The sequence below is a fragment of the Gluconobacter sp. GP1 genome (genome assembly GCF_032913585.1).
Taxonomy (GTDB): Bacteria; Pseudomonadota; Alphaproteobacteria; order Acetobacterales; family Acetobacteraceae; genus Gluconobacter; species Gluconobacter cerinus.
The window spans coordinates 1-14,850 of record NZ_JASGXC010000015.1 but is presented as its reverse complement, the minus strand read 5'-3'; the positions used below and the strand labels follow the sequence as shown (position 1 = coordinate 14,850).

12 protein-coding genes and 3 pseudogenes are annotated in these 14,850 nt (G+C 52.9%); 8 read left to right on the top strand and 7 right to left on the bottom strand.

Annotation, left to right across the window (positions count from 1 at the left end):
* Positions 1–462: 462 nt before the first annotated feature.
* From R5H23_RS16085 to R5H23_RS16075, 3 genes and pseudogenes are all read left to right on the top strand, one after another.
* Positions 463–1,125: a ParA family protein gene (locus tag R5H23_RS16085; RefSeq protein WP_211501725.1), complete on the top strand. Its 663-nt coding sequence runs from the start codon at positions 463–465 to the stop codon at positions 1,123–1,125.
* On the top strand, positions 1,125–1,484 hold the full coding sequence (locus R5H23_RS16080; RefSeq protein ID WP_211501726.1) for a hypothetical protein: 360 nt from the start codon (positions 1,125–1,127) through the stop codon (positions 1,482–1,484). Before R5H23_RS16085 ends, R5H23_RS16080 begins: the two co-directional genes overlap by 1 nt.
* 979 nt (positions 1,485–2,463) lie before the next feature.
* Positions 2,464–3,027, top strand: a pseudogene (locus tag R5H23_RS16075) (IS5/IS1182 family transposase); the annotation flags it as partial.
* A 172-nt stretch (positions 3,028–3,199) separates the two neighbouring features.
* Here R5H23_RS16075 and R5H23_RS16070 read toward each other — a convergent pair.
* From R5H23_RS16070 to R5H23_RS16050, 5 genes are all read right to left on the bottom strand, one after another.
* Positions 3,200–4,123 (bottom strand): replication protein RepA, encoded by a 924-nt coding sequence (locus tag R5H23_RS16070; RefSeq protein ID WP_211501727.1) that lies wholly within the window; start codon positions 4,121–4,123, stop codon positions 3,200–3,202.
* 390 nt (positions 4,124–4,513) lie between these two features.
* Positions 4,514–5,290 (bottom strand): ScpA family protein, encoded by a 777-nt coding sequence (locus tag R5H23_RS16065; RefSeq protein ID WP_244974588.1) that lies wholly within the window; start codon positions 5,288–5,290, stop codon positions 4,514–4,516.
* Complete coding sequence (locus R5H23_RS16060; protein WP_211501728.1) at positions 5,283–6,068, bottom strand: hypothetical protein; 786 nt, start codon at positions 6,066–6,068, stop codon at positions 5,283–5,285. Before R5H23_RS16060 ends, R5H23_RS16065 begins: the two co-directional genes overlap by 8 nt.
* Positions 6,069–6,071: 3 nt before the next feature.
* Complete coding sequence (locus R5H23_RS16055) at positions 6,072–7,070, bottom strand: site-specific integrase (RefSeq protein WP_211497638.1); 999 nt, start codon at positions 7,068–7,070, stop codon at positions 6,072–6,074.
* 151 nt (positions 7,071–7,221) lie between these two features.
* On the bottom strand, positions 7,222–7,758 hold the full coding sequence (locus R5H23_RS16050; RefSeq protein ID WP_015074850.1) for an SMC-Scp complex subunit ScpB: 537 nt from the start codon (positions 7,756–7,758) through the stop codon (positions 7,222–7,224).
* A gap of 115 nt (positions 7,759–7,873) precedes the next feature.
* On the opposite strand from R5H23_RS16050, the gene R5H23_RS16045 reads away from it, so the two are divergent.
* Positions 7,874–8,329, top strand: coding sequence for a hypothetical protein (locus tag R5H23_RS16045; protein ID WP_016738649.1), 456 nt, complete (start codon positions 7,874–7,876; stop codon positions 8,327–8,329).
* Positions 8,330–8,416: 87 nt separating this feature from the next.
* Here R5H23_RS16045 and R5H23_RS16040 read toward each other — a convergent pair whose 3' ends face one another.
* The gene (locus R5H23_RS16040; protein WP_029495917.1) at positions 8,417–9,340 is read right to left on the bottom strand and encodes a LysR substrate-binding domain-containing protein; all 924 of its coding nucleotides are present in this window, start codon (positions 9,338–9,340) and stop codon (positions 8,417–8,419) included.
* Between the two features lie 98 nt (positions 9,341–9,438).
* On the opposite strand from R5H23_RS16040, the gene R5H23_RS16035 reads away from it, so the two are divergent.
* Complete coding sequence (locus tag R5H23_RS16035; protein ID WP_016738651.1) at positions 9,439–10,407, top strand: carbon-nitrogen hydrolase family protein; 969 nt, start codon at positions 9,439–9,441, stop codon at positions 10,405–10,407.
* A gap of 38 nt (positions 10,408–10,445) precedes the next feature.
* On the opposite strand, the gene R5H23_RS16030 is transcribed toward R5H23_RS16035, so the two are convergent.
* On the bottom strand, positions 10,446–11,321 hold the full coding sequence (locus tag R5H23_RS16030) for an IS481 family transposase (RefSeq protein ID WP_224777942.1): 876 nt from the start codon (positions 11,319–11,321) through the stop codon (positions 10,446–10,448).
* 1,203 nt (positions 11,322–12,524) lie between these two features.
* On the opposite strand from R5H23_RS16030, the pseudogene R5H23_RS16025 reads away from it, so the two are divergent.
* From R5H23_RS16025 to R5H23_RS16015, 3 genes and pseudogenes are all read left to right on the top strand, one after another.
* Positions 12,525–13,187: pseudogene (locus R5H23_RS16025) on the top strand (transposase); the annotation flags it as partial.
* A gap of 264 nt (positions 13,188–13,451) precedes the next feature.
* Positions 13,452–14,048 carry a transposase gene (locus tag R5H23_RS16020; protein WP_015074842.1) on the top strand — a complete coding sequence of 199 codons (597 nt, stop codon included), beginning with the start codon at positions 13,452–13,454 and terminating at the stop codon, positions 14,046–14,048.
* 29 nt (positions 14,049–14,077) lie between these two features.
* Positions 14,078–14,512 (top strand): annotated as a pseudogene (locus R5H23_RS16015) (transposase); the annotation flags it as partial.
* Between the last annotated feature and the right edge of the window lie 338 nt (positions 14,513–14,850).

Sequence of the window (14,850 nt, the reverse complement as noted above, 5' to 3'; positions counted from 1 at the left end):
CAGCCTTGCATCAGGCAACGTCGTTACGTCGTTACGGCTTTACGTAACAACAGACATAAAACCCCCGACCCGAAACCTGCGCATCCTGTCATGACGTAATGACGGCTTTACGTCAGGTCTGCCATCCCGCGAGCGGGCAACAGCCTTGCATCAGGCAACGTCGTTACGTCGTTACGGCTTTACGTAACAACAGGCATAAAACCCCCGACCTGAAACCTGCGCATCCTGTCATGACGTAATGACGGCTTTACATCAGGTCTGCCATCCCGCGAGCGGGCAACAGCCTTGCATCAGGCAACGTCGTTACGTCGTTACGGCTTTACGTAACAACAGGCATAAAACCCCCGACCTGAAACCTGCGCATCCTGTCATGACGTAATGACGGCTTTACGTCAATATATCGTTGCGTAATGACGTAATGACGTGTTACTCGTTTTGCATATCTAGGAAGGAATATGAGTAATGCCCATCCTGACCATTGCTTCTTTCAAAGGGGGCCCAGGAAAGACCACCCTGTGTCAGATAATCTCAGCGCGCTGCGCTGCAGATGGTCTGACAGTAGCAGTCATTGACGCCGACCCCACAAAAGCAATGTCTGAGTGGCATAGTAACACCTACGAGGGCATGCCGTTCACCTGCGTTGCAGAAACCTCGGAGCGGTCAATTGCTGACCTCGCTTTGGGGCTGGATGAAACATCTGATCTCGTTTTGATCGACACAGCGGGCTTTGGCAACTTAGCAGGAGCTGTAGCAATGACCGTAGCGGACCAAATCCTCGTTCCGTTGACTGCAGGCGCAGCCGATCTAAACCAAGCCGAAGAGACAATCAAACAGGCGAAAGGGCTTGCATCTGCAGCACGTCGTAAGATTGAAGTTCGTGCAATAATGAACCGTCTGTCTCGCACTAATCTCACAAAGCATGCGGAACAGGAATTGAAGGAGGCTGGTATTCCTACTTTGAAAGCGTCAATTTCACACCGTACCGCCTTTGGCGAAATCTCCTACTCCGGCACCATTCCAAGTAAAGGCACTGCAGCAGAAGAGGTAACTGCGTTAATATCTGAGCTAAAATCAATAGGGTGGGTGCCTAAAAGTTCTAAAGTAATTAGAGCGGAGAAAGACTGATGGCACTCAAACCTAGAAAAAGGCCTGACGCTAGTGAAATCACTGCCGCTGCGTTAGCAAAGGTGAGTAGAGATGACGAAAGTTTTACTAATCAGCCGAAAAATCGTGCAACAGAAGCACTGGAAACTGCGCGAAGCGTTAACCCACGATTACCGCCAGCCGAAGTCGTTCCCGAGGACAAAGCTGTCAATCATAACATGCGTGTAAGAGCCAGCACTCTTCGTGCCTTGGGCAAAGCTGCCGAAGAAGAGGGAATGACAGTAAAGCAGTTCATCATGCGCGCTGTTGCCGACAAGGGAGTAGCAGTTGCTTTACCTGATCTAGAAAATGGAAAAATAACCCCTTGGCGAGATCGTTAAACTGACTTTAGCGAAATGAGCCGTGGTTTTGCATAGTGATAAACGGCTATTTCTAAGGGTAATGACAGAGCAGGGGGCTCACTAGGCTCGAGTCATGCGCGCCGAGGGGCCCTTCAGGTTCGCCTTCCATAGCCAAGCTTCATAGATCCGAACCGGGCATAGGGCAGTGTTTCCATGTAATGAACTTTAAACGCACAACCGACCTGTAAGGTCCGCGGAGTGTTTACTTGTCTGCACCACCCGGGAATAGGTCTTCGAGACGCGCTCCGCCATGGCCAGCGTCTCATCATAGTCCAGCAGGGCCTGGCATCGAGCCACTGCGGGACCGCGTGCTGATTTCGGCGAGAGGCCACATGAGTCAACGTGAAGGCCTTCGAGCCCGTCTTGCGCTGCTTGGTCATTTTAAGCTTGAGCCAGGCGAGGAAGAGAGGACCGTGTTCTCGGCAAATTCGTTATGCCGGTATTCGATAATGCGAATGACCAGAGAGAGGGGAGAAGCGACCGGTTGACAGGAGCGTGACAGGGTTTCCAGACTATTTGCAGGAATCTGTTGCCGGGTCCTCTGGTCTAGTCGGTTAAGTATGGCTTCACGCTCTGCGTCTGCCGACCTTGCGATGTAAATATGACTGCGTATGAAAGTCCCTGAAACTCAAACAGAGCTCCTGACAGTGCTAAGACAGGGCAAAGACGAGAACAGACACTGTCAACCGTCGACCGGAGATATGTTAACGAGGACTGACTGAATGCCGATCCGGCCGGATCTGAGCCGGTAGGAGAGGTTCGAGCGGGCAGGGGGTTACTGTCAGCGTTGCAGTGGACCAAATAGACATCATCTTCAGCTGTAGCCAAGTAGCGGAAAGACGTGGGTACCAGTTTAATGGTCAGGCGCACCAGATGAAGGCCTTCTCGGCGGCAGCTCATTTCAATCATGATCTAATCATCAACCGGCTGCAAAATTTGTGTGCGCTTTGATACTGCACTGCCGATGGTCGGCAAGATATTGAATGTCACACTCGTGGCGGCTCCAAAATAGCACCTACAAACGGGAGGAATGCTGATCTCTTTGCAGGACGGATTCCTGGATGTTGGAAAGACAAGTCGGCAAGACTATCTCACAAAGACAGGCATGCCCGATGGAGACTGGCGTATACCAAGGCAAAGCGGCAGGAGGATGGAATGCTCCCGTCCATGGACCTCGCCATCCTGTTCTTTGGCTATAAATTGCACATCTCCATCGAGCGAAAGTTCAGTCTAATCCAAAAAGGAAAGATGACAGATGTCACGGTCAATGATGGTGCGCCATTAAGAGTAGGTCTACTCAATCAAGCAATACGGCGTATCGTCCAGACTTTAGGTTTCTTCTCCGACTTTCACAGGAGGCAGCCGCATCTTAAGCTTATGCCCCAGTATATCCAGCTATCCAACACAGAGAAGTCGATCATACGTCCAACATGTTTTTGCCGATCAGAAATCACAATTGAGTTTGTTCGTGGGTATTACTAGGGCCACCATAAGGATCGTCTTAGTCAATTCAGACGGATAACGTTTCGTCATTCAGGTAAACCTGTCCATCGGACTTTGTCTTTTGGCGTTCATATCCAGATGTTTAAATCACATCAGACCAATCTCTCAAATAAGTTCTAAAAAGCTACGAAAATAATTTGAAATGACGAAATGAAGGCGTAAATAAAAGTGCTTTTTTTATGACCTTCTTTCTAACGGCCTATCATTCTCTTTTCCGGTACAGGTGGTGGAGAAGGATAGAGCAGTATTCCCGTTTCTTGATCGACTTCCACATGGGCTTCTGGATAAACGGAAAGAGCCAGTTTTAGTGGGGCTATAATGTCCCTTTTGAATCCCCGTAACTGACTATACTCGGAGCCAAACTGTCCTCTTAGCGCGGCCCAAGAAATATTAACTGGGTCTTTGAGTATGTGAAGTCGATATGCTAGCCAGATATAAATATCTATTGCTTTTGATTTACTTGATATCTGCCTTATAGCAACTTCTCTTAATGGGAGTGGATGATCAATAAGGCTTTCGTAAAAGCTTTCGTCTAATCTCACAACTTCTCTCCATAGCGACGGTTGATTTACGTCGTTATCTATAGGGAAAATCGCGTCTCTGATAAAAGCGCCATTGCTTACTAATTCTTCTCTACCGTTACTTCGAAAAAAAGTTAGACGGCATCGACTAATACGCTTCGCTTGGTCTCTGACTGCGTTATAGGTATTGCCTCCCACGGCAATTCCCATCGCTTTCAACCAAGCATTCATGGAAGCTCCAAGTTCTACCTCGCGTGATTTTGTTTTAACTGCTTGTGTTTGTAGATAAAGCAAAATCATACGAGCCATTGATCCATAGGGAATTCCAACGGCATTTTTATTTTTATCTAGTCCACTCTCGATCAGGAGTTTTATATTGCCTCCGTCACGTTCCCAAACTGTTTCAGCGGTTTTCTTATGAGGAAGTGCTGCCATCGCGAAGCCAGAATGGGTTATGCCAATCGACATAGCTTCATCGGCCATCACTTCATGTGCAGCATCCACACAATAGCGTTGTATTTTACTTTCTAGGGATGCTTGGCGCCTTGTTTCTTCCAAACCATGCAGTTCTAGGAGGCTGTGAATTTTTCCCATGGGTAGACCATCGGCGACAGGATGAAATGAGTCAATTTGGACTCTACGCACGGTGAGAAGTTTGGATTCTACACACGCGTCGATTGGACTCTACGCACGGTGTTCTAGAAAAAGCTATTAGTAATCTTATTAGATGGTGTGCGTAGGGTCCAAGGGATAACCCGGGTTCTGGTAAGTAGAGTCCAAACATGGTGTGTGTAGGGTCCAGAGGGTAACCTTCAAGACGGGTCTTTCTCCTGTGGGTAAGTTTTTTATCCGATAGTACCGATGTGTGTAGAGTCCAGTACCGAATCCCGTTCAGATATCTGTGGGCTAGGGCGTGTGTAGAGTCCAATCTTCAATTGCTTTCTTTGCCGTGTGTAGAATCCAATGTCACCTATGTTCTGTTCACTAACGTCTTTTGTCGGTTTCCACGTTCGTGATTTTAAGATGTTCGCAGCGAGTCAGGGGCTCGCACAGCGCCTCTCCTTGTCTGGCTAGCTCCAAAATTGCCGAAAGATGAGCAGCCCACGTGGCCTTGCGCTGCATTAGGTTTTGAGGGCTGGCCCCAAGAGAAAAATGAATCACGCCCTCGACGAGGTCCCACGGACTCTCCGGATGGTCCCGAATTTTCCGCTGCCACCATGCCAAAGCGTCCTGAACAGAAACACGTGGTACAAAAGAAGGCTGGAAGATACTCTCTGGAGGCCGCAACTTTGCCCTCCGACGAGATGCTGACAAAAGCGCGTCCAGCAGATCTTGGGTGAGGATTGAAGACCCTGTCTCAGCAGCAGAAGGCGAGGGGGGCAGTTTCCCGCGTCCAAAAACACTTTCGCCCAGCACAGGCCGAGTTTCAAAGCACTCCACGGCTTGCAAAAGCGTGTCCTTTCGAAGCAGGGCGCGTTGGAGCTGCTCGGCTGCCGAGTGGGCGGCAAGGTGCTCTTCAGTATCTGCCCGAAGCAGAAGAGCCGAGCGCATTTGAAGAAGGGTCGCTGCCAGAACAAGATCGTTCGCAGTCTGTTCGAGGGGACGGTTTTTAAGCTGCTCTTCCACGCAGATCAAAAACTGGTCGATCAGCTCTCTCAGCGGAAGCGTCCGAAGATCTATCGCACGACGACGGACGGCCTGCAGCAGTGCTTCCAGCGGGCCCTGCCAGGCTCCAACTTCCAAAAGCAGTCCCTCAGACATCGTAAAGCGGGCGTATGGAAAAGCTGAGGTCGGGCCATCGGGTCGCAATGGTTTGAAGAGCCGGCCAGGGCGTCCAGTCCGCCGACCAGAACGAGACGCTCCAGCGGGTTGTGCTCTTTTTCGGATACCCGTCCATGACGTCGACCTGCTGCAGTGGCCGGGAGGTTCCCCAGTGCTCCCACAGCCACGCTTGTGTCATGGGGGAAGCGGGGCCGAGGGAGAGAAGATCCAAAGGCATGGGACAAAGGGCATTAAGATCAAACGGAACAGAGCTGGATGCCGCCTCCCGAGCGAGAAGGACTGTCTGGCTCTGGACAATCTGTTCGATCAAAGCGGCTGTCTGGGCGTCCCAAACGGGAAAGATCCGGCTCAGATCTTCACGGTTGGTGACATCTGGCCCCCACGATAGACGGCCAGTCCCCGCTGCTGCCGCCTGGAACCGGGCCAGTACGGCTTCTGATCCTGTGACGGTCAAGACATGTGCCAGCCAGTCTGGTTGAGGATTGAATAGCGGAGGAGAAAGAGGGGTCTTCCGCTCTAAAAGGCGTGACCCGGAGATTGAAAAGGCCGTGCCGCTTGCCGGTGGCATTGGGGTGTGGCGGGGAAGTGCCGGACGGGTGGGGAGACGAAAGCCGACCCCTGGTTCATCGTCGTCACTGGGGCCCGGTTCGAGATACCCGTGGGCAACGGGTCGCGCTTCCAGTTCCAGACGATAGTCTTCCAGACGCGCGACTGTCGCATCAACGTCCGCGATGATTTCAGCCGTCGTCTGTGGCATGGGCTACAGGTCCAGAAGATGGGCAGGAGAGTCCAGGTCCAGACGGGCCCGCCGGACATAGCGGCGCATGCTGCTCAGGTCTCGGTGGCGGGTATGCGCCATGATCTGCTCGTCCCGGGCATTGGCCCGGAAGGCCTCGGTAACGAAGCCGGCGCGCAGTCCATGCGGGCTGAGGCGTTCCCCGGAGGGAACCTTGAGCCCGGCCACCCTAGCACGACGCAGCAGGATCTGCCGGACCGCATCCGGATGCAGGGCATCGCGTCCCACCTGCTCCCAGCGGTTGATAGAGCGGAAGAGGGGACCGTCCATAATCTCGGCCTTCTTCAGCCAGCGCTCCAGGGCCAGAACAGGGCAGGTTTCGCGATGCTTGCCGCGCGGCAAAAAAATTTCTTCGCCCCGATGTTCGGGGTCTGTCTTGCTGCGGGCGATATGGAGCTTCAAGCCGGTTGCCACGATCCGGACGGTCTCTGTCGTCAGAGCAACCAGCTCAGAACGGCGCAGCGCCCCGGCAAAGCCGATGAGCAGAAGGGCCCGATCGCGCAGATCCGCCAGCGCTTCGACTGTTTTGCTATGCTCGGGGGCGACGAGTTTGCGGACTTCCTGGGAGGTGAGGGCAGCGGCCTGCTTCTGCGGCGCGCCATACACACGTCCTGCAGCGCGAAGGGTGGTGCGGATGGCCGCATGGCCGGAGCTCCACTCTAGCCCCCGCATGCGATGCTGATAGCCGATGGCAGCCAGGCGACGGTTGAGAGCCGAGCGGCTGAAACGTGGTGCCAGACTGTGCAGCCAGGCCGCAACGACGGGAGGAGCGGCCGGAAGAGAAGACGTCCCATGTTCGTCGCACCAGTGACAGAAGGCCTGCCAGTCATGGGCATACGCTCGCAGGGTTTCGGGTGCATAGGCCGCGGTCCGGGCACTGTCTTTTGCTGCGTCCAAGGCACTTTGCAGAGCAGGGGAGGGCGCTTCGGAGAGACGCTCTGCGGGATCTGTCGGGACTGTCATGTCGGTGATCTTCCCTCTGAAATACCCAATGAGTCTGCCGTAAGACACCAATTAAGGCAACCTTGATTTAATACGCGGTAAGAGAACATTACCACGTGTTAGAGTGACAAAAAACGGTCTTAGAATTCCCTCAGAACGAGCCCAAAAGGGCCTAAAGCGGCCCTCTGAGGCCTTCCAGCAGCGGATCCAGCTCCGCCAGGGACTTCAGGCCGTAGGTCACGAGAAAGGTTTCGGTCGTGGCCCAGAGCTGAGGCTGACCCGGCACAGGCTTACGACCGACGCTGCGAATGAGATCTTTCTCCTGCAGCAGGGTCAGGGTTTTTTGGGGCAGGGCCGCATCCCGGAAACTTTCGATCTCGGGCCGGGTGACCGGCTGACGCGCGGCAATCAGCAGCAGTATTTCTAGCACGGCCCGGGGCAGGCGTTCTGGCGGTCGCTCCAATACCGCCCTCAGGATTTCTGCCAGATCGGGGGCGGTGCGGAACATCCAGCCGTCTCCAGCCGCGACCAACTCAAACCCCAGCCCCTCGGTGCGTCTGGCCACTTGGTTCAGGATCTGGGCGATGTCTACGTCGTCTCCCAGAGCCCGCGCCAGCATTATTCGGGACACAGGACCGCTGCTCTGGAAGAGGAGGGCTTCAGCGAGACGGACGGGATCGGGGACAGAAGACGTCATGGTCGAGAACATAGGGCCGGTTCTCCGTTTTCCGCCAGGGTTTGCGATATGCTCGGGGTGGATCTTTTGGCGGCCAGGCTCCGGAGGACGTCGTCTTCAAACGTTGTTTTTGTGCTAAAGGACAGGAATGCCGATCCGACGGGAACTGAAAGCGCTTTATCCTCCCAACTGGCCCGAGTTGAGCCGACAGGTGCGGTTCGAGCGAGCCGGGGGAATGTGCCAGCGGTGTGGCCGACCCCATGGACAAACCCTGCAGGTCCTTCCCGGGGGACGTTGGAAGCATCCGGAGACGGGGCATTGGTTTAATGGAAGGGGACGACCTGTCGCGCCTCCGGATTTGATCGCTCTGCTTCAGACCCGACAGACTAAAGTGGTTTTGGCTGCTGCGCATCTGAACCACGACCCCACGGTCAACCGGTTGCGCAATCTTCGGGCGCTGTGCCAGCGCTGCCATCTGCTGCATGATCGCGTGTACCATTTGGCGCAACGGCGGCTTACGTTCCGACGACGGTTGGCGCTCGGGGACTTTTTTGAAGGGCCTTATCGCATTGGGGTAACGCTTGATGAGACTGGAACGGGCTAAGCTGAGCTCTCTATTTGCTTTTGGGAGGAGGCGGAAGGCCGGCTATCAGTTTATTGTTGTCCGATATCAGACATTTACGATACGAGATTAACCCGAATAGATTGCCTCTAAGCCCGGTAAAATCGCCAGGAAGGCATCGCTTATAACCTGGCGCATCCAGAGATTATCGGCCGTTTTCTGCCAGAGGATCGATACAGAATAGTCTCCCAAATCAATGGGTGTCGCGCAGACAGTAAGGCCTGAAACAGCAGCAAGACTTTGGGCGGCATGAACAGGTAGTGTGGCAACGGCACGCGTCCCGATCAGGAAGGGAGGAAGGGCAGAGAAATGTGTCAGCGCCGATTGCACCCGTCGTGAGTGACCAAGATCTTTCAAGGCTTGATCTACAATGCCCTCGCGGCCTGAAAACGAGACCAGAAGATGTGGCAGAGACAGATAATCTGTCAGTGTTAGCGGCAGTGTAAGGTCGCAGGCGACTTGATCAAGTAGGCAGGCATAACCGGACCGCCCGATCTCCTGCCGCTGCAATCCGGAGCGCACATTCGGCTGTGCGACAACGGCAAAGTCGATTTCGCCCGCTTCAAAAAGGGCCTCCACGCGGTGTGTGTTAGCCTGCCTGAATGTCACTGAAACACGGGGCGCTTCTTCTGCCAGCCGCCTTGTTATCAGCGGCCCAATTGCAATCTGGAAATCGTCAGACATCCCTATGGAAAAATGTTGTCGGCTGGTTGCGGGATCAAAGGCAGTAACAGTCGAGAATGCGTTCTGGATCAGAGCGACTCCGGCCTGAAGCGGTTCCGCCATGGCGATTGCACGAAGTGTTGGCTGCATACCCCCACGGGTGCGGACGAACAAAGGGTCATCCGCCGCTTCCCTCAGGCGGCCCAAAGACGCACTGACGGCTGACTGGCTCAGTGATAATCGTTTTGCTGCTCGGGAGACGCTGCGTTCTTCCCAGAGTGCCAGAAAAGTAGTCGTCAGATTGAAATCAAGACGTGAAATATCGACCATAATGATTTTGACTATCAAAACAATCAATTTGCCCAATAATGGGAGAAAGTCCACTCTTCCTGTTCCTGTAATCCACTACATGCATGAGAGAGCCGGACATGAGCCAGCGTCGCGTCGCCGTTATTCAGGCGGGAACCAGTCTTTTCGACACTCCCCGGACACTGGATCGGATGGAGGCCCATTGCGAAGCCGCTGCAGCGCAGGGGGTTGAACTCGCAGTCTTTCCCGAGGCGTATATCGGTGGATATCCAAAAGGGCTGAGTTTCGGCGCTGTTCTTGGAAGCCGCTTCCCTGAAGGGCGTGAGGATTACCTTCGATACTGGAAATCAGCCATTGACGTTCCGGGAGCAGAAACAGCACGGATCGGCTCTTTCGCAGCGAAGATGAAGGCCCATCTCGTTGTTGGGGTTATCGAACGAGATGGGGCGACGTTGTATTGTACGGCGCTCTTTTTTGGGCCAGATGGGGCGCTTCTTGGCAAACACCGCAAGCTGATGCCGACCGGCACCGAACGACTGGTCTGGGGACAGGGAGATGGTTCGACCATTCCAGTGTTCGAAACAGAGATTGGGCGTATCGGAGCTGCGATCTGTTGGGAAAATTACATGCCCGACCTACGTCAGAGTATGTATGCCCGGGGTATCAATCTCTGGTGTGCGCCTACGGTGGATGAGCGCGATATCTGGCAGGCTTCCATGCGGCATATTGCCTATGAAGGACGGACGTTTGTGCTCAGTGCCTGTCAGTACATGACGCGTGCGGATGCGCCGGAAAATTATACCTGTCATCAGGGTAACAACCCGGAAACCGTTCTCATTCGTGGCGGAAGCGTGATCGTCAATCCGCTCGGAGAAATCATCGCAGGCCCGATCTATGATCGTGAAGCCATCATTACGGTGGATATTGATCTGGATGATGTCATCCGGGGGAAATATGACCTCGACGTGGCGGGGCATTATGCCCGCCCTGATATCTTCAGCTTGCAGGTTAACAACGCCTGTCAAAATCCGGTATCGTTCTCTGCGCAAGAGATCGATGCTTCACTGTCAAAGGTGGAGATCGAATAAAATAGTGCCGCCCATCGTGGTATTTATGGAAGCTGTTCCTAGATGTTTAGTCCCGGGATTTGATGGTTTGGATTGATGATGAATCTTTCTGGCTCTGAAGTCCAGATTTTGCAGATGTATTCGTAAGGGGTAAGGCCACTGAGGGTCTTGAGTCTTCGCCCGAAATTATAGGCTGCCATGAAGTCGTTGAGGTGTGTCCTCAACTGCTCATGACTATCGTAATGGAAGCGTTTGACGGTTGCTTCCTTGATTGTCTGGTTCATCCGCTCAACCTGACCGTTCGTCCAGGGATGATTGGGTTTCGTCAGACGATGTTCGATCCCCTGGGCTTCGCAGATCAGGTCGAAGCGCATGGGACGCGACCAGGCCGTATTGCGATTACGGGGTTGGTCAGAGAACTGGATGCCGTTATCGGTCAGAATGGTATGGATCCGGTAAGGGATGATGCTCAGGAGATGTTCGAGGAATTCCCAGGCGGTCTTCCGATCAGTTTTCCCGACGAGTTGTGTGACAGCGAATTTGCTTGTCCGGTCGATAGCAACGAAGAGGTGCAGCTTGTCTTCAGCAGTCTGGACTTCGGCAATATCGATGTGAAAAAAGCCGATGGGATAGCGTTTGAAGCGCTGGCGTTTGAGCCTGTCTCCTTCGATGTCCGGCAACCGGGATATCCCGTGACGCTGAAAGCAGCGATGCAGGGCCGAACGTGTCAGATGGGGAATGCTGGCCTGCAGGGCATAAAGGCAGTCATCCAGCGGCAGCAACGTATGCCGGCGAAACGCCACGATCATCGCTTCGTCCGTCTCGGACAGAACCGTGGATCGCGGCTCTTTGGGACCTGTCTTCTGATCCTCGACAGTCTGGCGCTTTCGCCATTTTGCAACTGTTTTCGGGTTGACCCCGAACTCCTTGCTCAGCGACGCGAGCGAAGCCTGCGATCGCTGTAGTGCTGCTCACACGGCGTGCGTGGTCGTGGCGCTCCCATGACGTATCTGTCCCATAAGACTTCCTTCCACGCTCGTGAAAATACCACACCATTAAACCCCGGACCTAAACACCTAAGTGACGATGTGTTGTGAGTAAAACCTTGCCTCATAGTTGAAATTTCGTTAGGCGCTTCATATTTTTTGGCACTTAACCTTGGAACCCCGTGCAAGTAGCTGCTGTAGATGGAGCCTGAGTTTGTAGACAATGTCGCGATTATTTCTTTTAAAAATAGCTGTTTTGTTTAGCGTATTGTGCACCATGCATTTCAGAATGCAAGACAGCTACGAGTGTACAGGGTATTACGAGTTCGGAGCGCTCGTGACTCTTCTGGTATGTATTATCTATTTCGTTGTATGGCGGATATTGTGTAATAGTCAAAATAAATCTGTGTTTTATCAATCGATACACTCGCAACAAACCAAGGAATAATACTATATATTTAAGGTATTAATCCTTGTGAGGATTTCTCAAGATTGATTTCCATCGCCGGTATTTAAAAATTGCATTATGCAATCAATGACAGGGATTATATAAAGCATTTTTCCCAGACCTATAAACTATTCCATTAACTTTCAGTCCTTGGTGAAACCATAAAACATCCTATATAGACAAAAAAAGATATGTCGTTAAAAAATATTCAGTTCTGTTTTGATGCTCAATTCCAAAAAAAACATTTTTAGACATCGCAGTTTGATCTGCTGTTGCCCCCGGGGGCGAGCCATATTCAGCGACGAAACCGTACGCAACATCAACATATTGGGATAGGGGCTTCTGATCAGGTCCTCTCAAGAGCGCACAAAGACTATAAAATCCTCTGATCTGAACTCTGCGGACGATCTCACACTTTACCAAATATTGCCAAATCCGGGAAAGCATCATGCGCCTCATTCTCGCTTCACTAACTGCGGTATTTCTCACAGGGTGCGCTTGCACTTCACACGAGCCGCAACCCAATGAGACAGCAGCCTGCATGAATTACAGAACCATGATGAGCGCACCAATGCCGCCAGACGCTATGCAGCGGCTGCAGGAGAAATGTGAGGCTTCACGCCGATAATGTGTAGATTTTGAAAAGTCCTCTGGCCTGTCCTGTGTGATTCCATTTGTCCGGTTTTGGTTGAGGGAATGGCGCTATGAAGCAGGCTGGTTTCTTTGACGTTGAAGAGCGGCTTGCCCGACTGAGCGGGCTTGGCGATCAGTTCGAAGCATTTTCCCGGACTGTGGATTTTGAGGTGTTCCGCCCTGATCTGTAGCAGGCTCTGGCCTATTCAGATGGAAGCAAGGGCGGACGACCGCCATTTGATCCGGTGTTGATGTTCAGGATCCTGGTGATCCAGACGTTGAACAATTTGTCTGATGAACGGACGGAATATCTGATCAACGACCGCCTGTCGTTCATGCGCTTCCTCGGCCTGGGGCTTTCAGATCGTGTTCCTGATGCCAAAACGGCCTGGCTGCTCCTTGAACGCCTGACGCAGGTGGGAGCGATCGAGGGTCTGTTCAATCGCTTTGACACTATTTTGAGGAACGCCGGTTATCTGCCGATGTCGGGCCAGATCCTGGATGCAACGCTGGTGGCCGCTCCAAAGCAGCGCAATACGAACGCTGAGAAAGCCGACCTCCGGGCAGGCCGTATTCCTGAAGGCTGGCAGGACAAGTCGGCAAAGCTGTCGCACAAGGATCTCCATGCACGATGGACACTAAAGTTCACGAAGGCAAAGCGGCGGGATGACGGGACGATCGCGTCAACGGATCTCGCTATCCCGTTCTTTGGCTATAAATCGCAGATATCGATAGCGGGGCCGGGTTTGATGCCATGGAGAAAGTCGGAGATGCACAGGCTTCGGAGACGTGCTTGTGGATCAGGCCGGTTCGGGGCTGAAGTCCCTGAGAGATCCGCCGATCGTCTCGTCTTTTGTGAAGCATGAACCCGTTCCGGCCGCGCTGACGGGGCAAGAGTAACATGATTGTGGCGCCTGCTTTGAGTGAAGTTGATTTGCCACGAATGACACATCTGACTGTGACCGTAGCGTTGGTTCCCTCACCAGAAAGGACCGACCATGACATTCCGTACCATTGGTATTGATCTGGCCATTCGCGGAGATCACCTCGCTCAGATCTATGACGATGGCCGCCCTAATGGCCGTGCAATTCGTTTCAGGCACGATCAGCCTTCACTCGCCGCTTTTGTTCAGACAGCCATGATGGGGCTGAGGGCGGATGACCACATTCAGGCCATCATGGAGCCAACCGGCATGAGCTGGTTTCCTGTCGCCCACCATCTTGTAGATGCTGGCGTCACCGTGGCTCGCGTCAAGGGAAAACGGGTCAAAGCTCTACGCCGTTGCCTTTCCGAACACGCACTTTATCTTGCTGCTGATACGGCACGAAAAACAGATCCTGAACTGGCGGAACTTTATTGGAGACTGATGACGCTGAAAGGTCATCATCACAAACAGGCTTTATGTGCCGTTGCCAATCGTATTGTGAACCGGATCTTCAGCGTTCTCAAACGAGGAAAGCCTTACGAAGTGCGCGACAGGGAGGGAAACAGCCTCACCCTGTGTGGAGCAAAAGCCATCATTTTGGAGCGCTATACTGTCGGAGAAAACATCAGAGCAGGACGTCGTTCCAATAGGATCGAAAAGAACTCCTGAAACCGGAAAAATTGCTTGCGCTCTCGGTACAAGATCACATTTCCATCGACCGAAAGTTTCGGCTGTTTCCTAAATGAAAGACGATCGATCCAGCGGCCAGCGATGGCACCAGACTACGCGAGGGCCTGCTGGATGAGACCAATATGCCCTCAACGATGTGGGCCGACACGGCGTATCGCTCAAAAGCCAACAAAGACTTTATGGAAAAGCAGGGCTTTGTCTCAAAGGTTCACAGGAAAAAGCCGCATCTTAAACCGATGCCCCGGCGTATCCAGCAGTACAAGGCAGGGAAATCGGTGATCCGATCACGCGTCGAGCATGTCTTTGCGGATCAGAAATCGCAGACAGGGCTGTTCGTCCGAACCGTCGGTATCACCCGAGCCACCATGAGGATCGGCCTGGCCAATATTGTCTACAACCCGCGCCGCGTCCTCTTCCTGGAGCGGATCAACGCGAGCGCGTAGTCATCCAGAGGGGGACAATACCCGATCTGCTCAACACGTAGACCGGATGCCATCGCAGAAACCGTTAATCAAATCGCCAAAACCCAGAAATTACCGGACAAGCACATCAATTAAAGGGTCTTCGATCCCTCCAGGTGATGGAACATGCTAATTTCTCTGTTTTTCAAGGAATATTTTTCTACTTGAGCGGATTATTTCTTTAGAAAACCAAGAATTACGATCTTATGGAGTTGTCCTATCTCTTCCATTCGTTGGGAAGGAGATAACCTGGAGAGATCGAAGAACCGTTGATTGATGCGTCTGGCTCCTGATTTCAGAGTTTTGGCGTGCTGATTGAT

Excerpts from the sequence above, each read along its gene's own strand:
- R5H23_RS16085 (WP_211501725.1), top strand. The coding sequence starts at position 463 with ATGCCCATCCTGACCATTGCTTCTTTCAAAGGGGGCCCAGGAAAGACC.
- R5H23_RS16080 (WP_211501726.1), top strand. The coding sequence starts at position 1,125 with ATGGCACTCAAACCTAGAAAAAGGCCTGACGCTAGTGAAATCACTGCC.
- R5H23_RS16070 (WP_211501727.1), bottom strand. The coding sequence starts at position 4,123 with ATGGGAAAAATTCACAGCCTCCTAGAACTGCATGGTTTGGAAGAAACA.
- R5H23_RS16065 (WP_244974588.1), bottom strand. The coding sequence starts at position 5,290 with ATGTCTGAGGGACTGCTTTTGGAAGTTGGAGCCTGGCAGGGCCCGCTG.
- R5H23_RS16060 (WP_211501728.1), bottom strand. The coding sequence starts at position 6,068 with ATGCCACAGACGACGGCTGAAATCATCGCGGACGTTGATGCGACAGTC.
- R5H23_RS16055 (WP_211497638.1), bottom strand. The coding sequence starts at position 7,070 with ATGACAGTCCCGACAGATCCCGCAGAGCGTCTCTCCGAAGCGCCCTCC.
- R5H23_RS16050 (WP_015074850.1), bottom strand. The coding sequence starts at position 7,758 with ATGTTCTCGACCATGACGTCTTCTGTCCCCGATCCCGTCCGTCTCGCT.
- R5H23_RS16045 (WP_016738649.1), top strand. The coding sequence starts at position 7,874 with ATGCCGATCCGACGGGAACTGAAAGCGCTTTATCCTCCCAACTGGCCC.
- R5H23_RS16040 (WP_029495917.1), bottom strand. The coding sequence starts at position 9,340 with ATGGTCGATATTTCACGTCTTGATTTCAATCTGACGACTACTTTTCTG.
- R5H23_RS16035 (WP_016738651.1), top strand. The coding sequence starts at position 9,439 with ATGAGCCAGCGTCGCGTCGCCGTTATTCAGGCGGGAACCAGTCTTTTC.
- R5H23_RS16020 (WP_015074842.1), top strand. The coding sequence starts at position 13,452 with ATGACATTCCGTACCATTGGTATTGATCTGGCCATTCGCGGAGATCAC.